Below are 20343 nucleotides of genomic sequence, written 5' to 3' on the forward strand. Positions count from 1 at the left end.
GGCGCGAGCTATCCCGCTGCCTACGCGGGAGCCGCAGCCGCGCTCGCGGCCGAAGGAGCGGACGGCGCTGCGCTTGCCGCCCTCATGCAGCAGCCCAACAATACGTTGGGGCTGCATTACTTGATTGCGCTGGGACGGCTAGGCAGCACAATCAAGCCCTTCACAGTAGCCCGCACGGGATCGGGCTACCACGAAGCCGTGGCCCCTGCGGACGGAGTCATCGCCAGCGCCACGGCCATCCGCCGTCTGCTGCTGGACGGCGGGCCGGAGGCCGCGTCGCCGTACGTACCCACGGCGACACTGGAGATTTTGCGGCGCGAATGGCAAGCCAAACGCGCGCCGCTGCAATGGGAAGCGTTCAGCCAGCCGCTGCTGAACGCCCTGATCACACGTAGCCCGCAGCAGCTGGCGGAGCTGCACGAGGTCACCGAAGGGCTGGAGCATCGCCTGCGGCAATCGCTGTATACGCTGCCCCAGCCCTCTGTGGAGGCCCTGCTCGCCGCGATCAAGACAAGGCGCTATACTCGTACGAAACTTCAGCGTATGTGTACACATATTTTGCTGAATCATGCCAAAGCCGATATGACTCCCGCTGAGCTGGCGAAAGGCCCCGGCTATATCCGCGTGCTCGGCTTTAACAGGGCTGGACGCGAGCTGCTGGCTCGAATGAAGCAAACAGCCACCCTTCCGGTATGGGTCAAGCCGTCTGTCGGATCACATCCCCATCTGGACTGGGATACAGCCGCAACCGCCATACACGCAGCCGGGATGCCACGTCCCGCCATCCGCGACATGTATGCTGATTACTTGCGGCCGCCCCTTATGGTTTGATGGGGAGCTTTTCCATATAATTCAGCGCATCGCCAAGCTTGCGAACCGGAACAAGCTTCATCCGGGTTCCGATTTGCTCAGCTTTGGCTTTGGCCTCTTTATAATTATCCACCGGGACGAAAAACAATTCCGCGCCCTGACGGTCAGCAGCGACAATTTTATACTTTGCACCACCAATCGCTCCCACCTGACCGTCCTTATCAATAGTACCCGTACCGGCTACACGATATCCCTTGCTCAGATCACCTGGTGTCAGCTGATTATAGATTTCCATTGTAAACATCAAACCTGCCGAAGGACCGCCAACATCCGTGGATGTAAAATGAATCGTTTTACGTTCATCCTTCGGCTCTACCTTCTGTACCGTGGCAATGCTGACGCCAAATCCGGAACGTTGTTTGCCCGTCTCGCTGTCCGTGATAGTCGTTAATGGAGCTTGCACCGATAGCAACTTTCCATCGCGCTTTAGCTTCACTTTAGCCATGGTTCCCGGCTTTTCGTCCTCCAAGGCCTTCCGAATGGAACGATTATCGGTCACCCTCGCGCCGTTCAGCTCCAATATTTCATCTCCGGGATCAAACACACTGTTTGATCCCGGAACTTTAAATACATACACGTAATCCGGCACGATGCGATAGGGGACATGGGCACGGGTATAGGCAGCCTCCATTGCGGAAGACTGGGAATCCCCCATATACCATACCTGCTCTGCCTCATATTCGTCTTCACTTCTTCCATGCAGACGATCCTCTTTACGCTGAATCTCCGAATTGCTATCCAGCTTGGACATACCCAACATGATGACATTGGCATAACGTGCCGATACCGTCGTCATCATAAAGGTCCCTCGTTCGCTACTATCACCTCCCCGGACCATAACCATCGGTTTGATCTCGTTTGCCCCACCTGGTCCATAGATCAGATAAGGGGTTGGCATATAGACCAGCACATAGACTATTGCAGCCAGCACTAAGACATAACCGGTTGTAAAAAAAGATCTTTTCCGGTTTATTCGCTTCATTGCTCCTCCCCCTTGCAGCCTAACTTCTCCTCACTTACCCAAAGCGCCTCTGCGCCACCTGTTCTCAAGCCTTCCGAAAAAGCATACATTGTTTACGACAGCGTATACGAACAACCTATCCCAAAACAACGAACGTGAATCAACGCTGGAGACAGCATCCGACTCTCCTTAGTATATTTATGAGAGGTGAACTCTTTGATGCAAAAGGAAGCCCATTCCGCTCCCTATTGGACAACCTTGCTGCTTGGCCTTGGAGCCATTTTGCTTGTATTGGCTGTTGTCGTCTCACCAGAAGAAGTATTTCAAGCCTCTACCCAAGGACTTAAGCTATGGTGGAGTATTATTTTCCCGGCCATGCTGCCTTTTTTGATGTTGTCCGAAATGCTCATCGCCTTCGGCTTGGTACATGGACTAGGTGTCCTGCTGGAGCCGTTCATGCGATCCTGGTTCCGGCTGCCCGGACGAAGCGGCTGGGTGCTGGCCCTCGGCCTGACCGCAGGATTCCCGGCTGCTGCGGAAGCGGTACGTCAATGGGCACAACAGGAGGATATGACCGCGCCCCAGCTTCGACGTCTGACTGCTATCGCTCATTTCTGCAATCCGATTACCATCCTGCTCGTCATCGGAACAGGACTGCTGCACAATGCTACTGTAGGCGGGATGTTACTTGCCGTTCACTGGATTTCCGGGCTGCTGGCAGGCTGGTTCACAGCCAGACTACCTGTATCGTCAAAAGAATTGCAAAAACGGGAAACGCCAGCTGCCCTACGGCACACCACTGTTTCCCGTACTACTCCCCCCCTGATCCGATCCGCATGGGAAGCTACCCGCTCTGCCAGAGAACGGGACGGCCGCAGTTTTGGAAAACTGTTGGGCGAAACCGTATCCCATGCTGTACAGACGCTGATGGTAACAGGTGGATTCATTATTTTCTTTTCCGTACTGATTCGACTCCTGTCCATATACACAGGCCAGGGAACGCTTTCTTTTATATGGCCTGCCTGGATGGAAATCCATCTGGGTTCCTATGAAATCAGCCGTCTCCCCTACGATCTCCGTACACAGACGGCGCTGATCAGTGCTGTGTTGGGCTGGGGCGGCCTATGCGGCTGGCTTCAAATTACCGCCGTCACCAGACCTTCCGACAAGGGCATAACCTTCACCTTGTCACGAGTGCTCCATGGGATTATTGCTTTTGGACTTACCTTTGCGGCATGGACCCCGCTTAGTCGCATCGCCAGTAGTACAATTCCCGCTTACGTCAGTCGCAGTTCTGCGTCTTCTTTTGCGCAAAGCGAATATGATCCCGCCACGCATTCTGTCATGGCAGGAGCCAGCGGTTTATTAACACAAATAGAAGGAACATCCATGTACCCCTGGCAACTGACCGTACTGTCCGTTGCCCTGCTGGGTACGATTATACTTACCCTGCTCGCCATTTCCTTTATGACTTCATGGTGGAGCCGCCGCGATTCGCGTTGACCTTGGCACGTAGCGCGTCTTCCACCTCCGGTGCTACCAGATCTACAACTTTGCCGTCAAAATGCGCAATTTCCTTCACCATACTGGAACTCAGATATGAATAGGTCGGATTGGTCATCATAAAGATCGTTTCCGCATCCGGGTTCAGCTTATGATTTGTAGAGGCTAATTGCAGCTCATATTCAAAATCGGTCACCGATCGGATTCCTCTGACAATAACCTGAGCCCCTTTTTGACGTACATAATTAGCTGTCAGATCACGGAAGCTGTCTACTTCAACGTTCGGGATATCGCGAGTTACCGTCCGCAGGAGCTCCATTCGCTCCTCAAGTGAAAATAGCGGATTTTTACTAATATTGTTAAGAACCGCGACAATTAATAGATCAAATTGTCTGGCCGCTCTTTGAATAATATCCTGATGCCCCATCGTCACGGGATCAAAGGTTCCCGGATATACGGCAATACGTGGTTTGTGCTCAATCATGATGGTCCTCCCCGTCTGATTCGGTGATGCCGAACTTGACCACTCCGGCTTCTGTATGTTCTTCGGCGTCCGACAAAGCATCGGCTGCAAAGTGATAAATGGATAACGCCGTTTCCCCATAGACTGCTTTTCTAACCTGTTCGAAAGGACCGAAGCTTTCCGAATATTCATGTCCCGATTCATACTCCAGCACGATGATTGCATCTGAACGAAGCAAGCCCAACTCAGCCATACGGCTCATCAATTCATCTCCATGTTTGAGACGATAGGGCGGGTCCAGAAAAACAGCATCAAAAAGAGCTCCACGTTTTGCCAGCGCCTTGAGCGCTCGTCCGGCATCATTGCGGAACACTTCAGCCTGTCCTTCCAATCCGGTTTTTCGCAAATTTTCTTTAATGACATCAATGCTTTTGGATTCCATATCAATAAAAACCGCCTTGTCCATTCCCCGGCTAAGCGCCTCTATACCCAGGCCACCACTGCCAGCAAACAGATCAAGCGCAACTCCCCCATCAAAATAAGGACCTATCATGCTAAATAGCGCTTCCTTGACCTTATCCGTGGTCGGCCGCGTCCCTGTGCCGGGAACTGCCTTTAACGGCCTTCCTTTGGCACTACCCGATACCACTCTCACGCTGAAACTCACCTATTTTCTATATGTGTTCATAACTGAGGAATTCACAAAATTCGATTCCACCCGCTCCAAAGTGCAATATATAGACGAACAAAACCACTCCGATCTCTATATTGTAGATTGAAAGTCGCTCTTGGATTTTTATGAATTCCTCAAATATATAAAGATTATGACGTTATCGTACCACATGCACCGCCGTTTGAAAAACTTAGAATGAGGCAGGTATAAAAAACCATTACCTGGGCATCCTTAAGATATCGGCATTCAACCAATGTCGTAGACAACCGCGGAGAAGACTTACGTTTCCCCATAAGCTCTTCGTCCGGTTTCTCCTCTCCCATTCGGGCGCTCTTTAATGGAGCGCCTGATTTTTTTGCATAAAAAGAAGCTGCTCAATAGCAGCTTTATGTATCATTTTTTCTATTTCAGCATTTTGCTTATTTCAGCAGCTCCTCGGGCGTATCCCCTTGATAAACATACACGTAACTCGCCACCGATACAGCAAACGTTGCAAACATAGACAACGATGTGGCTAACCCATATACCATTTTTCTCATCATTTCACTCACCTCCTTCCCCGAATCAATGTCAGGCTTTGGACCAAAAAAGCAACAGCTACTACAGAGGAACCGATTACAAAATTAGTACATACAAGCAAGGAGGATAACAGCCGCAAGAGGGGGTAAAACCGGGCCGGAATGCGCGACTGCTTTTCAATTCTGGACGGGGCAAAACATAAAACAAGAATGAGAGCTATTCCGGTAAACAGGTTTGTCCACCAATTATTCAAGGTAATACAAGATATGTATGTAAAAGCTGCAGAGGTCACCAACACACATCCCATCCCCGACTTCAAATGAATGCCTCCTGATATTTGGCGCAGCAGGGCAAAAGCGATGAGAATTGTTACAGCTTCTACTATCCGACCAGTGAAGAATGAGGCCAATAGTGTCAACACGATAATCATGGACGCATTCAGAATGAGAGCAAGTGCGTATTTAAGTACCGGGACGGAGGCTGGATGATCTGGCACGGCACGTTTGATCTGGTTAGCAAGTTTGAAAGCCATCGTTTCAATCATCCTGATATTCCTTTCCAACTGCATAATAGATGAAAAATCCCGAAACCAGGGCAAAAAATATCATATTTAACCATACCTCGTTATAGTAGAGCACAATAGAAGTTGAAATGAGAGACAGGATAATCAGCGTGATGACAATGCCATATTCCTCTTTGAACTTAAGCTTTTTGAAATTAGGGGAAAAGCCGATCCCTTTTCGATACAACATAAATGAAATAAGCAGTCCTGCTGCTGCGCTTACCGCTTGTAACAGATAGCCCTTCAAGGACCCATCCTGCAGCTCGGAAACCGGCAGATTACTGAACATGACTTTTAGGAATACCGACTGAACAACGGCATAAGCAAAATAACCTGTAACCGTCATAATGCCTGACCACACAATCGGAATCTTTACCACCGTAGCGAGTAAAAAAATAAAAAGCAGCATATTTACAACAGGTACTACATACGAGAGAGGAAATTCCTCTCTCAACCAATAACTTTGCATGTTCATAATCAGGTTAACAAATATGGCTTGCCACAGATAAGGGCTCATTTTGACTTTGAAAATACTCAGAATCAGTGCAAAAACAGCTACTCCCTCAAGCGTGGAGAAAAACAAAAAGCCGATTGGCTTCACAAGCATACGTGCATCTCCTTTTCAATTCCAACAAACCTCATCGGTGTATTCAAAAACTTGGATGTACATTGAATATAAAGGGCTAGGAGCTACTTTTCAAGAGGTCTTTTCAATTATTTCCTAGATTTATTCAAGCACTTCAACCAAATGTTATCGGATGCTGCTTCAAGTTACAGCTTAGGCAACACTTTCTTTGACCGAATCTCCCTGCTTGCGCACAGGCTTCATACGTGATATAAGCTTTTTCCCCCAACGGATACCGGGCTGTTCAATCCACAAGTAGGTAAGCCAGGACAGTCCGGTTGTGAATAGCAACGTCATTATGAACATAAGTGCGAGGCTGACCATGGGAGAAAAAGATAATTTAACCTGTACGATTAGCCCCAGAACCAGTATATGCGTCAAATACATACTGTAGCTGAGACGGCCGATCCATGACCATACCCGATTAAGCAGCCACATTGGCTGCCAGTGATACAAAGCATACGATCCCAGCAGCAACCCGACACCTATGAGATAATCCGTCATACCTCCTAAAAACGCAAATAGCACAGAAACAAGCAGCAAGCCCCCACTGACCCGGTCTATACTTTTCCAATGTCGCTCGTCTTTCCAAATGAAAAACAACAATATACCCAGCCCAAAGACAGGCAATTGATTCGGAAACCATAAATATAGATAGTGCCCCCATAAAGAGTGATCACTAATCCATGGATACTGAGCAAACCCCGTATTTAGCCCAAAGCTTACCACAAGCACCATCACGACAAACCAGGTCGCATGGCGGACTGATCGAATCAGCTTAAATAAAAGGGGGATAAACAGATAAAACATACATTCCACCGCAATGGACCATTCCACACCAATAATACTGTTGATCCAATACGGATTAAGACCATTCAAAAAAAGGACATGAGCTGCAATATTGGCGGCAGTGACTCCCTCCTGATCTCCAAGCCAAAATCGTGGACCTGTCCCATTCACAACTAAATAGATTCCTAACATCACGTAATACAAAGGAGCAATCCGAAAAAAACGACGCAACAGGTAAGCCGAAATTCTTTCTCTCATGTCACCCGAACGTCTGCTTAGGGACAGGAATAGCGTAAAAGCGCTGGCCATGTAAAATAAAGCGACCCCTTTGGCTCCTATACTCAAGCCTTTTTGCAACCATCCGTTTAATCCGTCCACATGCTGGCTGACATGCACTAGTAAAACTCCAATAATCGCTAACGCCCTCAGCGTATCTACAAATTGCAGCTTGTCATGTTCAAATTTCCCCTTGGCTTTAGGCATCGTATCCCCCCATAACGGAATGATACATTTCGTATCTATAATACACAAAATGTATCACCAAAGTAAATATCTCCGTTATGTAAAAAACACCCTTCAACCGCAAAGAAATGCGGCCAAAAGGTGTTCATTTTGTCATGCCATAGTCAGCTGTTCCCTATTCCCTTGCAAGGACGATTATACCAGGAGTGAACGGGAGATGATGACCAGTAGTATGAACAATACGAGAATTGCGCCTGTGGAAGTCCATACTCCACCGCCGTAGCCTCCAACTTGACCCATATGTCATTTCCTCCTTTAATGTAAGGTACATAATACGATATGCAGCTCACGCAAATGAGTATGGGCCAATCGGCAGTGACTTTATTTGTTCAAATGAAAAGGTACGGTCGTTACGATGACGTCTTTGTAATTAATTAAATAAGCTCTCATCAGCAAGCTGGTCTGATTGTGTAAAATATTTTCCCACCAGTGCTTGGTGATGAATTGTGGAATGAGAACCGTGATATGGTCCTCGTCTGCTTTTTTCCACTCTACTGTATCGATGAACTTGCGGAGCGGATTAATGATGCTGCGATAACGGGATTTCAGTACCACCAAACGTATACCGACATCCCACTCTTCCCATTTCTGTTCCATTTTGCGAATCGCTTCATCATCCACACCCACATATACGGCAACCACATTGTCCGACAAGGTTTTGGCATAGCTGATGGTATTCATGACGACTCGTGTAATGCCTGCCACCGGAATAATAATCGTATTGCCTTTGACCATAGGTTTATCCTTGGTAATATCAATGCGCAGTTGTTCAGCCGTATTTTTGTAATGCCTGTTGATCTTCATAAAGAAATACAGTACCAAAGGCAGGAAGATAAAGACTACCCACACCTGACTAAACTTGGTGAAGATAAAGATGAGCGTAATCGACAGCGTGGTCAGCATCCCAACCGTATTAATGGCAAGTTTGACAACCCAGCCTGACGGTTTAAGCCGGATCCAGCGAATCATCATACCAAGTTGCGAAAGCGTGAACGGGATAAATACCCCTACGGCATAAAGCGGAATCAGATTTTCTGTGTTTCCGCCAAATACGATGACCAGCAATGCCGAGAAGATACTCAGAAACAGGATACCGTTGGAATAACCAAGCCGATCTCCACGAACCATGAACATATGCGGCATGTATTTGTCCTTAGCGAGCATAAAAGCGAGTAGCGGAAAGGCCGAATAGGCTGTATTCGCCGCCAAAAACAAGATGAGCGCAGTTACGCCCTGAATGATGTAATACATCACACCACGACCGAAAGTGGCATTCGCAATTTGCGAAATGACCGTTTCATCCGGATTAGGACGAACACCGTACCAATAAGCCAGCAAACTAATTCCGATAAACATACACCCGAGAATCAAACCCATCATCATCAGTGTAGTTGCCGCATTTTTGGCAGCAGGCTTGCGGAAATTAGGAATGGCATTAGAGACAGCTTCTACCCCGGTTAGCGCCGAACAGCCCGAGCTGAACGCCTTCAGCAACAGAAACAGACTGACGTTGGATACCGTAGCTCCAAATTGCGGTGCCGCCGCATGTGCTCCTCCTGCGACATAATGAATGATACCACTAATAATTAGGACAAAAATCGAAACGACAAATAAGTAAATGGGTAAAGCCAGCACTGATGCGGATTCCGTCACCCCGCGCAAGTTCATAATAGTTAAAAAGATAATCATAACCAGAGCAATCGCGATCCGATGATCATGTAACGATGGAAACGCCGATGTAATAGCATCTGTACCCGCCGACGAGCTGACTGCTACCGTCAGAATATAATCGACCAGCAAAGAGCCACCTGCAATCAGACTTGAACTCTTTCCCAAATTGTCCTGTGCAACAATGTATGCTCCCCCGCCACCAGGATAGGAAAAAATGGTCTGTCTATAGGACAGGATCAGAATGATCAGCAAACCCAATACCGCAATGGATATAGGAATGGAATACCATAGGGCAGCGAACCCCGCTGTAATTAAAACCAGCAGAATTTGCTCCGTTCCGTAAGCTACAGAGGACAATGCATCTGAGGACAGAATGGCCAATGCCTTGAGCTTGTTTAGTTTCTCCTCTTCAAGGGCCGTCGACTTTCGCGGGCGACCGATTAATAATCTTTTGACTTTACTCAGCATTTCATTAACTCCTTCTTTGGATGAGGGTTTTGCAAAAAAACTTTAAATCGTATGTTTATTATGTCACCTGAACATCAGATTGATGAAACAAATGAACTATTATTTTATACTCCCTCATCCTGAAAAAAACAATAAGGAATGCCCCATAAAAAGAGCATTTCCGAGTAAGAAAGAGTATTTCGATAAAATACCCTTATGTATACAGTAATTTGAACCTTTCCGGCGTAATTCCTTCAGCCCGGCGAAAAGTTGCCACAAAATGACTGACATCCCGGAATCCTACACGCTCCGAAATCTCCTTCACGGTTAATTGCGGATATTCCGTCATCATTTCCTTGGCCTTGCGCAGCCGAATCACAATCAGATAAGCATAAGAAGTCACACCAAACGCTTGCTTGAACAATGTATTTAAATGACGGGCGCTGACATTCATCATAACCGCCATATCACTTAGTCCCACATCCGGGCTGGCGTAATTTTGCTCCATAAAAGCCAGTACGGGAGTCAAACGCTCCACATTATGAGATAGGGAAGGCATTGAGCTGTGTTGTCCATGTTTACGCAGTAGAGTCAGAAAACGGTACATGTTGGCCGAAGCATCTAATCCTGACAAATCTCGTTCACTAACCATGGAATGAAGCATGTTTTCCCCAAAACTGTGCAGTTCGCTATCCGGGTCCCAATGATACCCGCGTGTATGCTTCAATCCGAGAGCAGTTAATACAGCAGCGGCAATAGGTCCGTCAAATGTGATGTATAACGTTCGCCATACCTTGGTCGCCCGTCTGTACGCATGGGATTCGCCCGGCAGCAGCAGGACCCCGGACTGCTCACCCAGACGGAAAGTCCCCCCTTTAAATGTAAATATCCCTTCACCGGACACCGTCTGAATCCAGTGAAAACACGGATAACCCTCTGGACGGGATACATCCTCCTGCCTGCTGTTAAATCCGATGCTTTCAATAAAAAGGGGTAAAGAGTGCTCACGTGTAGTCAGAAAAAATCGCAAATGATGGGGAGTTAAAATCATAAAAAGCACCTCCGGCGTATGCGGGTATGTATTTCTCACGTAGATCCATATTGTTATATCCATGTTCATTTTATTATATTTAAAAGCGGTTACTTGTATTATAAGATAGAATTATTCTTATATATAGAGGTGATTGGCATGATAAGCGGCAAACTTCCTAAAGTGTTTTACGGTGGAGATTACAATCCCGAGCAATGGGATGAGGCCACGCATCAGGAGGATTTACGGATGTTCAGGCAAGCAGGGATTGATATCGCCACGGTCAACGTATTCTCATGGGCCAAAATTCAGTCTGACGAAATCACATATCATTTTGAATGGCTGGATCAATTGATTGACAGTCTTTATGAAAGCGGTGTCTTCGTTTGTCTAGCTACTAGCACTGCAGCACATCCAGCCTGGATGGCCACCCGCTATCCCGACATTCTTCGGGTCGATGCTGACGGACGTAAGCGGAAATTCGGCGGACGCCACAACTCTTGTCCGAACAGCCCTACTTATCGAAAATACGCGGAGCATATGGCCGACCGACTCGCAGAGCGATACAAAAATCATCCCGCGATCCTCGTGTGGCACGTATCCAATGAGTACGGCGGGGATTGCTATTGTGACAACTGTGCCGCTGCGTTCCGGGTGTGGCTCAAGCAAAAATACCGAACACTGGAAGAGCTTAACCGGGTGTGGAATACTTCCTTCTGGGGTCACACCTTCTATGATTGGGATGAAATAGTGCCCCCAAATAATCTGAGCGAACATTGGGGAGAAAATCACTCGACCTTTCAGGGCATATCCCTCGATTATGCGCGCTTTAATTCAGACAGTATGCTTGATTGCTATCTACTGGAATATAACGCGATTAAAAAACATATTCCCAATGCCGTGGTAACGACCAATCTGATGGGATTTTTTAAGCAACTGGACTATTTTAAATGGGCTAAGCACATGGATATTGTATCTTGGGACAGCTATCCTACGGCCAATACCCCGCCGAGCTTTACCGCGATGGCACACGATTTGATGCGCGGCTTGAAGGATGGGCAACCCTTTATGCTTATGGAGCAAACACCGAGCCAACAAAACTGGCAGGCGTATAATTCGCTCAAGCGGCCCGGCGTCATGCGGTTATGGAGTTATCAGGCGGTAGCGCATGGCGCGGACACGGTTATGTTCTTCCAGCTTCGCCGCTCGATCGGTGCTTGTGAGAAATTCCATGGAGCTGTAATTGAGCATGCCGGACATGAGAACACACGTGTATTCCGCGAGGTGGCCCAGCTTGGCAGTGAGCTTGTTACATTAGGCAATACGTTACTTGACGCGACCGTCAATGCCAAAGTAGCCATTTTGTTCGATTGGGATAATTGGTGGGCATTAGAAAAATCAAGCGGTCCTTCTGTCTCATTGAATTACGTGGATCAGGTGCATAAGTATTATGCCGCCCTCTTCCGGCGTAACGTACAGATAGACCTGATTTCCGTTGAAACGGATTTCCAGAAATATGATCTCATTATCGCGCCTGTACTTTACATGGTCAAGCCGGGTAGCGCTGAGAAGCTGGAACAATTCACAGAGCGTGGCGGTACCTTCGTTACCACCTTTTTCAGCGGCATTGTAAATGAAAACGATCTGGTCACAACCGGAGGATATCCTGGTAAGCTGCGTAACTTGCTCGGGATTTGGGTAGAAGAAATTGACGCGCTTCTGCCAGAATCACACAATCGCATCATATTGAAAGAAAAGGTCGGCTCATTACAAGGGGAATTTGAATGCGGTATGCTCTGCGACTTGCTGCATAGCGAAGGCGCCGAGGTACTGGCGGAATACGGCGATGATTTCTATCAGGGCATGCCAGTGCTGACACGCAATCGTTTTGGTCAAGGTGAGGCGTGGTACATCGCTTCAGACCCTGAGGAACCTTTCCTTGACGGCCTGCTGGGCTACATTTGTGAGCAAAAAGGGATTTCATCCCTGCTGCGCGCTCCTGCGGGCGTAGAAGCCACTGTACGGTCCAAAGATGGAAAGTCATATCTATTCATTCTGAATCATAACGCCCAGACGCAGCAATATCATCTGGATGACCAAAAAGGGAAAGAGCTGATCAGCGGCAAATTCCTGGAAGGGGATATTTCCATCGAAGGCTTTGGCTTTCAAGTCCTGGAGCTATCATAACTACTCAGATCTGACTTATACAGTTCACTGCATGAGGGTAATCTAGGTATCAAAGGAGTTCATCATGAAACGACTGCTATGGATTGGCAGCTTGTCTTATTTTTTAATCGGCCTGGCACATGTGGTTGTAGGCTCCCTACTGCCTGTGTTGTTAGAGCATTACGGTAGAAACTATACGGATGGCGGAAGCCTGATCTTCGCTCAATTTTCCGGCTTTCTGGCTGGAGTCCTGCTGTCGCCGTGGCTTGCCCGAAATTTCGGCAAACGCCAAAGTCTGGTATTCGCCCTGCTTCTGCTGTGTGCGGCTGAAGTGCTGTACTCACTACTGCCTCCTTGGGGGTGGCTATATGCCATCGGGGCAGCAGCCGGGTTTGGCTTCGGCATGGTAGAAGCACTCATTGGTACTATTGTTATCAGCGGTATTACCCAAGGAACGGGCGCAGCCATGAGCCGTCTGGAAGTCTTTTTCGGGATCGGTGCTTTGGCTATGCCCGCTATCGCCAGCCAGTTCATTGCTCTTGGTTGGTGGCGATTGGCCTTTCCCATCATCTCCATGTTTGCAGCTGTGGCCGTCATAGCTTGGCTGCGGGGGTCCTTCGGCACGCTGGACGCTGTATTGGACGAACAGGAACACCGAGGTGACAACCATACGCGTTCCACTAATGCGCCGAAGTCCCCCACGGTGGAGGCTTCTAAAGGTAGCCCTATGAACAATTGGAAGCTACTTGCACTATTTATCGTCTTTTTCTTTATCTACGTAGGAACAGAAATGAGCCTGGCTAATTTCCTGCCCTCCATGTTCATCGAGCGACTGGGCCTCACGCAAGCCGAAGCAGCACTCAGTGTCACCTGCTTCTGGCTAGCAATGGCTACCGGACGGTTGTTCGCAGGAAACATTGCCGATCGGTACGGCTATGGTGTCTTTGTAGCCTTAAGCTCGCTGGCGGCGACCGTACTGCTATGCGTCTTCCCGCTGATCAAGGGAACTGCCGTTGCCTTTGTCCTTATCGCACTGCTGGGGCTCGGCATGTCCGGTATCTTTTCCATCGCACTTGTTTTTGCCAGCAAGATGATGCCAGGTACCGAAGAATCCACCACCAGCCTGCTTATTGGCGCAGGTGGAGTCGGGGGAGCTCTGCTGCCCTTATGGCTCGGAAACAGCATGGATCGTGGCGGAGCAGTCTCTTCGGCGTGGTTGCTGGCAGGCTTCGCCTGTATTCTGTGCCTGCTTGGCGGTATCTTGTACGCCTTATACATGCGCAAAAAGCGGCTTCAAACCGCTTCATCATGATATACGTCTCTACTGGCGCCTTCGGTTTGTTCCTTGATTGTGATCCAAGGGGCATTCGAAGGTGCTTTTTTACATACTAGACGAATGTACCTTGTACAGTAGCCTGTTTTTAGTCAAAATAGATTGTTTGCTATGGAATACAGGACAGATATCCATGCCTCCCATAGATGAATGGAGTAGTATACAACAAACCATATGGAGGTGTTTGTATTGGGTCGTCCCGAATTGAAACGAAAAAAAAGCCGTAAAAAAGATGTTTTTGTCCGTTCTTGGTTTGATAAGTTAGAAAAAAAGTTTGATGAGAAGCCCCCGAAGAGAAAAGGCCGCTCGAAAAGAAAGTGCCACTCGAAAAGAAAGTGCTTTTGTAAGGAAATTGTCGTCAAAAAGCAAATTGTCCGTGTAAATATCCCTCAAGATGTATTTGGTGCAACGGGTGCTCCTGGAGCTATAGGTGCAGCAGGTAACGTAGGTGCAGCAGGTAACGTAGGTGCAGCAGGTAACGTAGGTGCAGCGGGTGCCGTAGGTACAGCTGGGGCTGTCGGGGCTGCTGGAAATGTTGGCGCAGCGGGTGCGGTTGGACCTGCTGGCGCAGTAGGTACTGCCGGAAGTGTCGGTGCGGCGGGTACAGTAGGTACAGCTGGGGCTGTCGGGGCTGCCGGGAGCGTCGGGGCAGCGGGCGCAGTGGGTCCAGCAGGGCCAGTAGGGCCAGTGGGTCCCATAGGACCAGCGGGCGCAGTGGGTCCAGCGGGGCCAGCAGGCGCGGTAGGCGCAGTGGGTCCAGCAGGCCCTGCGGGTGCGGTAGGTGCCACTGGGGCTACGGGAGCTACAGGAGCCGCAGGTGGAATAGCCCAGTTTGGTTATATCTACAACTTAGGAGCTCAAGTCGTTCCGATAGAAGCGGATGTAATTTTCGATACGAACGGTATACTTACACCTGGTATTACACATGCTCCCGGCACTACACAGATTGCAGTAACTGACGCGGGGATCTATGAAGTTAATTTTTCAGTATCGGGTGTAGAGCCAAGTCAATTCGCAATATTTGTTAATGGAACCCTTGCTGCGGGAACCATATACGGCTCAGGAGCTGGCACACAGCAAAATACAGGGCAAGCCATCATCGCTCTGGCATCCGGTGATGTTCTTACCCTGAGAAATCATAGTTCTGCCGCTGCGGTTACCCTCCAAACTTTAGCTGGAGGTACCCAAGCCAACGTAAACGCTTCTGTGGTTATCAAAAGATTAAGTTAGACCTGGAAACATCCCGTTTATCTTACTGCTAACGGCTCATCTGTTCAGATCAAACATCAGCTTGTTCCCGCTTGGGCCAATGACAGAAAATCTATTCACTTCATGGATTGCAACCATGGAATTTCCTTAACCCCTGTGTCGCTTGAGCGGGAGGAGAGGGGTTACCTTCTCCATTCCATACATTACTACCAATCTCGATTCTTGTTCCAACGGGCAGTCATCATTACAGTCCACTTCTATAGCTTAAAACGCCATTATAATACCTTTGTCATTGGCATACATCGAACTGATCCCTCTGGTGGGCACAATATGAATATCTTTAAATTGATAGCGGTTCTTCAACGCATTCATTAACTTTTCCGCCAGTCCGGGATTATTGCAATGAGCAATGACGATGCTTTCTCCTTCGGTAGCCCGACCACTTTTTTCAATGGTATCTGCCAACTTTTCGATAATTTGATTCTGACCGCGCGCTTGAGTAAATAATGCGATATTCCCGTCACCGTCCGAACCTAAAATGGGCCTGATATGCAAGAAAGAGAGTATCTTTCCAGTGATTTTATTCATTCGTCCGTTCTTGACCAAATTGTCCAGATTCTCTAAAACAAAGTAGGTTTTCATCTTGCTGATAAAGCCCTCCAAGGAAGAGATAATCTCGCTTTTATGATATCCCTCGTCGATCAACTTGCGTAGTTTTAGAGCTAACAAGAGTTGTCCAGCCGATGCGCTTTTCGAATCGAATACATGGACATCCGCCCCCTCTTCTTCCGCCATATCTTTTCCTACCAATGCACTAGAATACGAACTGGACAGGTTGCTGGATAATGTAATGGCAAAAGAAGTATGCGCACCTTGAAAGGCTTCCTTATACAGCATAGGTGACGGTGATGCGGAACCAATTTTGGTTGTACAGGCTTTCATTTCTTCCATAAACTGAGGCAAGTCCAATGTGTCATCATCTACGAAGCATTTATCTCCCAGCGTCATGTTTAACGGAATCGTAGTAACTTGCATCTCTTCTCTGAGATCTGTCGTTAAATCGCAGCAACTGTCTGCTATTATTTTATATCTCACCCTGTACACACCCTCACATTATGTTATTTTTCAATAGAACCCGCATTCATAATACTCAAGGAAAGCTCAATTAACCGTATAAACTCCTTCACATTCTCCTCACCCAAACCCGCCACAAGCGCTTCAAAATAGCCTTCAATTCTCTCTTGTTTTTGTTTGATCAAGGATTCACCATCTGCTGTGAGCCTAACACACATCCGTCGTCTGTCATGCTCAGACATTTCCATAGTCACATAGCCTTTTTTCCTTAATCCCGTAAGCGCTGCCGTAATTCTTGATCTGGATACATGCAGATGATCGCTGAGTAAGGAAGGATTAATTTCATTATCTCGATGCTGAACTAAATATTGAAGCACATGGTTTTCCCCCTGGACAAGTTCCGTCAGGCTACTGAATAATTCCATGTCATAAATCCGGTTAACGGATTCTCTCAATTCATCCCTTAGTTCATAATCTTTCATAGTGAACCTCCGCAAAACACATAATACATACAGTTAACTATTAATACTATGTACTATAATGAATTGCCCACGATAATAACAATGAAATATTTGTGAATTTTAATACAAGGGTTAATGAGCTCCGCGTCGAATAAGAAAAAATACGCTTGATCACCTCTTGCCTGTTTACGATAAAGGAGTTGTTACATAAGATGAAACAGTTTACTCTTCGCCAATCCCAAAATTCCGATGTCGAAACTATTGCTAATTTACGGGCGATTGTACTGCGGAACGATTTAATCAGATTAGGAAGGTTTGATGAAGATAAAGTTCGTCAACGCTTTCGTGATGCATTCGATTCTGTCCATACCTGGATCATAGAGGAAGACTCTTCTTTTGTGGGCTGCATCGCTTTTAAACCGAGATTAGACGGTTATTTATTGGAGCATTTTTATATTCATCCCAGTTACCAAGGTAAAGGGGTCGGCAGTCAAATATTAAAAAATCTGCTGGAACAAAATCATGTAAAAGGAAAACGTGTAACCTTAAATGTTCTGCAAGGAAGCTCAGCCAGACGTCTTTATGAACGATTTGGTTTTAAAGTTGAACGTGAGGACCCTATTGACGTTTACATGTACTTAATCGTAGAGGGACATTCCACAACCGTCGAAAGATCATAGAATCATGCTTCAACACTCCCTTGAATGTCCAGTTACATCTGCCCCAAGATGCTATTACGACTTCAAAAGATCTATGAACCGGGATGTTGGAAAAATATAAGCATTTACAAGAAAAGGCCAACCACTAAATACGGGTTGACCTCATCATTTAAAGAATGTCTTACGCTTCTAAATGAATATGAACTGACTTTACAGCACCGTTTTAACCGTGTCTTGGACTTGCTTTAGCAGTCCTTTATAGCCATCTTCATCAAGATAACCAATACTTCCAAGCAGCAAGTGACCGACGGATTCAATTCCAACGAAATCAAAAATTCCCGTATCTGATGTGATCTTCAATCCTGCGGTCATACCGATTTCATCGTAGATCGCGTTGGGAGTACCATGTGTATTCACGATAAAACCTTTTTTACCTGTAAGCAGCTTATTAATCCCTTCCGCACCAGCCGTATATGCAAAGCCGTATGCAAATACACGATCAACGTAACCTTTCAGGATAGCAGGAAGACCTGTCCACCAAATGGGAGAAATAAAAGTAATCGTATCCGATTGTGAGATGTATTCCTGCTCGACTTTGATATCAGCCGGGGTTTGCCCTGCTCTCATAGCGGCAGTATCCTCAGGTTTTAATACAGGTTGAAAATCAAGGGCATATAGATCGCGTACAACGACTTCGTCACCTTTTTCTTTCAGGGTATTTACAACCGTTTCGAGTATCGCGTGATTAAAGCTTTCTGCGTTAGAGTGAGCATAGATAATAAGATGTTTCATTTAATAACCTCCAGATGTTTTATTTTTATTTTGATATTAATATAGATATCTATACATTTACTTAAAAAAATTTATAATCTGTTTTTTACATGCTCCAGCAGATATTCCAGCTGTTCTTTTTCTTCATCTTTGAGACCACCATAGATGGTTTCTTGTAATCTATTGGAGATCATCTCAAATATAGGCTCTATCTCTCTTCCCTTATCGGTCAAAAATATCAGGGTAACTCGACTATCCTCCCTTTCTTTTTTTCTTTCGACATACCCCAACTTCACTAGCTTGTCGATCAAAACAGTAACAGTGGGTTGCTGACGAGAAATTTTTTGCGTCAATTCCTTAATGGAAAGCCCGTCCTTTTGATAAAGGAACATTAGAATTCCACCATGAGTAGGAACAATTCCTTCAATTCCATTCGCTTCAAGCTCAGACACAATCAATTTATTGATCGAGTCTCTAATGGTTCCTATCAGTGCAGCTGCATTATTTTTTAACATACAAGCATTATTACATAGATATCTATATATATCAAGTGTTGGTGTCAGTCTGATCTGGTTTTAGTATATGAATGATTCAAAGAACTAGGATTAAGTTTGATATAATGAAATCTAAAATAGATAGGAGCTTGTTAAATGGAGCAGCTTTTAAAGAAAATTCAATACTTGAGTACCCAATAAAAGACAACTTTAGAGAAAATATGACTTAATCTAAAATGGTTCATGGTGGACTACTATCGCAGACGCATTAAAAAGCCAAAATACCCGAAGTTCCTTACATACTTTGAGTATTTCGGCTTACATTATTTATATATGAAAATGAAGAAGTATTCGAAGTATGAGATGTTTTAGTTGAGCGTTTGAAGTACCTCAGGTGTAAAGGTTTGAAGATCATGAATTCGGCCTTCACGTATTTTCGTAGCCCATGCAGGATCGCTCAGAAGCGCACGCCCAACAGCTACCAGATCAAATTCATTGTTGTCCAGCCGTTCCAGAAGTTCATTAATATCTTGGTGTCCTGCCCCTTTCCCTTCCGTATAACTTACAAAATCCTCATCCAGACCTACAGAGCCAACCGTAATCGTAGTTTTTCCAGTCAGCTTCTTCACCCATCCGGCAAAGCTCAAATCGGAGCCTTCAAATTCAGGTACCCAAAAGCGACGTGTCGAGCAATGGAAGATGTCCACGCCCGCTTGTACCAACACATTCAGGAATTGCCCCAGTTTATCCGGTGTATCGAACGGTTTTGCGTTGTAATCATTCATTTTCCATTGGGATAGGCGCATGGCAATAGGGTAGTCAGGGCCAACCTCAGCACGAATAGCTTCCACAAGCTCAATGGCGAATTGAGCACGTTTTATGATATCTCCACCATAGCGATCTGTACGTTGGTTCGTTCTCTCCCAAAAGAATTGATCAACCAGATAGCCGTGTGCTCCGTGAATTTCAACACCGTCAAAACCTAGTCGTTTTGCATTCGCAGCTGCATCGACATAGGCGCCAATGACCTTGGCGATTTCTTCTTCTGTCATCGGCTCGGTCACTTTATTGCCTTCCAGATCCAGCCCCGATGGACCAATCGATAGCACTTCGGGATTCGGCTGAGATCCCAAAGGACGAGCCATCCCCATATGCCAAAGCTGTGGAAAAATTTTACTGCCTGCTTTATGAACCTGTCTGACCACTTCAGCCCAACCGTTTAAAGCCGCTTCCCCATAAAAATTAGGTATCCTCGGCTCACTTGTTCCAGCCGGATGGTCAATCACTGCACCTTCAGTAATAATAAGACCTACATCATTCTCTGCGCGACGGCGATAATAAGCGGCTACATCCGGTCCTGGCACACCATTTGGTGAAAAAGCACGGCCCATTGCCGGCATTACAATACGAGTCTGTAAGGTCAGATTATGAATGGTATAAGGTTGAAATAAAGCTTCTGTTGAATGGACATTTTGCGGTTGATTACTCAAGGATTGTACCTCCTCATTTTCTTTTATCGTTTTAAAGGATTATATATAAGG

The 20343-nt window shown here is 46.6% G+C and carries 21 protein-coding genes; 6 read left to right on the forward strand and 15 right to left on the reverse strand.

The annotated features are described in order from the left end of the window. Window positions 1-831: nucleotidyltransferase family protein (locus AC6EJC_RS08970; RefSeq protein WP_444953677.1), on the forward strand; the 831-nt coding region annotated here is incomplete at its 5' end. Here the strand turns inward: AC6EJC_RS08970 and AC6EJC_RS08975 are convergent. Continuing rightward, a complete protein-coding gene (locus AC6EJC_RS08975) occupies window positions 821-1852 on the reverse strand; it encodes a YlbL family protein (protein WP_444953678.1) in 1032 nt (343 codons plus the stop codon). The genes AC6EJC_RS08970 and AC6EJC_RS08975 overlap by 11 nt on opposite strands. Window positions 1853-2050: 198 nt before the next feature. Between AC6EJC_RS08975 and AC6EJC_RS08980 the strand changes: the two genes are divergently transcribed. Next, window positions 2051-3334, forward strand: a complete 1284-nt coding sequence (locus tag AC6EJC_RS08980; protein ID WP_444953679.1) for a nucleoside recognition protein — start codon at window positions 2051-2053, stop codon at window positions 3332-3334. On the opposite strand, the gene coaD is transcribed toward AC6EJC_RS08980, so the two are convergent. From coaD to AC6EJC_RS09025, 9 genes are all read right to left on the reverse strand, one after another. Beyond that, entirely contained in the window at window positions 3297-3818 is a 522-nt protein-coding gene (gene coaD / locus AC6EJC_RS08985) for a pantetheine-phosphate adenylyltransferase (RefSeq protein WP_250261723.1), read from the reverse strand. The two genes, AC6EJC_RS08980 and coaD, sit on opposite strands and share 38 nt — an antisense overlap. Then, window positions 3811-4452 (reverse strand): 16S rRNA (guanine(966)-N(2))-methyltransferase RsmD, encoded by a 642-nt coding sequence (rsmD, locus tag AC6EJC_RS08990; RefSeq protein WP_444953680.1) that lies wholly within the window; start codon window positions 4450-4452, stop codon window positions 3811-3813. The genes coaD and rsmD overlap by 8 nt, the downstream gene beginning before the upstream one ends. Before the next feature lie 437 nt (window positions 4453-4889). Continuing rightward, complete coding sequence (locus tag AC6EJC_RS08995; protein ID WP_023988155.1) at window positions 4890-5012, reverse strand: cyclic lactone autoinducer peptide; 123 nt, start codon at window positions 5010-5012, stop codon at window positions 4890-4892. Window positions 5013-5017: 5 nt separating this feature from the next. Beyond that, window positions 5018-5533 (reverse strand): accessory gene regulator ArgB-like protein, encoded by a 516-nt coding sequence (locus AC6EJC_RS09000; protein WP_444953681.1) that lies wholly within the window; start codon window positions 5531-5533, stop codon window positions 5018-5020. Further along, window positions 5526-6158 (reverse strand): hypothetical protein, encoded by a 633-nt coding sequence (locus AC6EJC_RS09005; RefSeq protein WP_444953682.1) that lies wholly within the window; start codon window positions 6156-6158, stop codon window positions 5526-5528. The genes AC6EJC_RS09000 and AC6EJC_RS09005 overlap by 8 nt, the downstream gene beginning before the upstream one ends. 171 nt (window positions 6159-6329) lie before the next feature. Then, the gene (locus tag AC6EJC_RS09010) at window positions 6330-7448 is read right to left on the reverse strand and encodes an acyltransferase family protein (RefSeq protein WP_444953683.1); all 1119 of its coding nucleotides are present in this window, start codon (window positions 7446-7448) and stop codon (window positions 6330-6332) included. 174 nt (window positions 7449-7622) lie between these two features. After that, the gene (locus AC6EJC_RS09015) at window positions 7623-7727 is read right to left on the reverse strand and encodes a sporulation protein YjcZ (RefSeq protein ID WP_444953684.1); all 105 of its coding nucleotides are present in this window, start codon (window positions 7725-7727) and stop codon (window positions 7623-7625) included. An 81-nt stretch (window positions 7728-7808) separates the two neighbouring features. Further along, window positions 7809-9626, reverse strand: a complete 1818-nt coding sequence (gene kimA / locus AC6EJC_RS09020) for a potassium transporter KimA (RefSeq protein ID WP_444953685.1) — start codon at window positions 9624-9626, stop codon at window positions 7809-7811. A 193-nt stretch (window positions 9627-9819) separates the two neighbouring features. Further along, a complete protein-coding gene (locus AC6EJC_RS09025) occupies window positions 9820-10656 on the reverse strand; it encodes a helix-turn-helix domain-containing protein (RefSeq protein WP_444953686.1) in 837 nt (278 codons plus the stop codon). A gap of 138 nt (window positions 10657-10794) precedes the next feature. Between AC6EJC_RS09025 and AC6EJC_RS09030 the strand changes: the two genes are divergently transcribed. From AC6EJC_RS09030 to AC6EJC_RS09040, 3 genes are all read left to right on the forward strand, one after another. Then, a complete protein-coding gene (locus tag AC6EJC_RS09030; RefSeq protein ID WP_444953687.1) occupies window positions 10795-12822 on the forward strand; it encodes a beta-galactosidase in 2028 nt (675 codons plus the stop codon). A 64-nt stretch (window positions 12823-12886) separates the two neighbouring features. After that, a complete protein-coding gene (locus AC6EJC_RS09035; protein WP_444953688.1) occupies window positions 12887-14113 on the forward strand; it encodes an MFS transporter in 1227 nt (408 codons plus the stop codon). A gap of 447 nt (window positions 14114-14560) precedes the next feature. Further along, window positions 14561-15364 carry a BclA C-terminal domain-containing protein gene (locus AC6EJC_RS09040; RefSeq protein WP_444953897.1) on the forward strand — a complete coding sequence of 268 codons (804 nt, stop codon included), beginning with the start codon at window positions 14561-14563 and terminating at the stop codon, window positions 15362-15364. 243 nt (window positions 15365-15607) lie between these two features. On the opposite strand, the gene AC6EJC_RS09045 is transcribed toward AC6EJC_RS09040, so the two are convergent. Further along, on the reverse strand, window positions 15608-16438 hold the full coding sequence (locus AC6EJC_RS09045; RefSeq protein WP_444953689.1) for a DegV family protein: 831 nt from the start codon (window positions 16436-16438) through the stop codon (window positions 15608-15610). Window positions 16439-16461: 23 nt separating this feature from the next. Continuing rightward, on the reverse strand, window positions 16462-16899 hold the full coding sequence (locus tag AC6EJC_RS09050) for a MarR family winged helix-turn-helix transcriptional regulator (protein ID WP_444953690.1): 438 nt from the start codon (window positions 16897-16899) through the stop codon (window positions 16462-16464). Window positions 16900-17090: 191 nt separating this feature from the next. Here AC6EJC_RS09050 and AC6EJC_RS09055 point away from each other — a divergent pair, with 191 nt between their 5' ends. Next, window positions 17091-17558: a GNAT family N-acetyltransferase gene (locus AC6EJC_RS09055; protein ID WP_444953691.1), complete on the forward strand. Its 468-nt coding sequence runs from the start codon at window positions 17091-17093 to the stop codon at window positions 17556-17558. Between the two features lie 189 nt (window positions 17559-17747). Here AC6EJC_RS09055 and AC6EJC_RS09060 read toward each other — a convergent pair whose 3' ends face one another. The 3 genes from AC6EJC_RS09060 to AC6EJC_RS09070 form a co-directional block, all read right to left on the reverse strand. Beyond that, window positions 17748-18329, reverse strand: coding sequence for an NAD(P)H-dependent oxidoreductase (locus AC6EJC_RS09060; RefSeq protein WP_028542747.1), 582 nt, complete (start codon window positions 18327-18329; stop codon window positions 17748-17750). Window positions 18330-18400: 71 nt separating this feature from the next. Beyond that, the gene (locus AC6EJC_RS09065) at window positions 18401-18823 is read right to left on the reverse strand and encodes a MarR family winged helix-turn-helix transcriptional regulator (protein ID WP_061831337.1); all 423 of its coding nucleotides are present in this window, start codon (window positions 18821-18823) and stop codon (window positions 18401-18403) included. 347 nt (window positions 18824-19170) lie between these two features. Further along, window positions 19171-20292, reverse strand: coding sequence for an NADH:flavin oxidoreductase (locus AC6EJC_RS09070; protein WP_103047918.1), 1122 nt, complete (start codon window positions 20290-20292; stop codon window positions 19171-19173). Between the last annotated feature and the right edge of the window lie 51 nt (window positions 20293-20343).

This window comes from Paenibacillus sp. TY11, assembly GCF_059772165.1.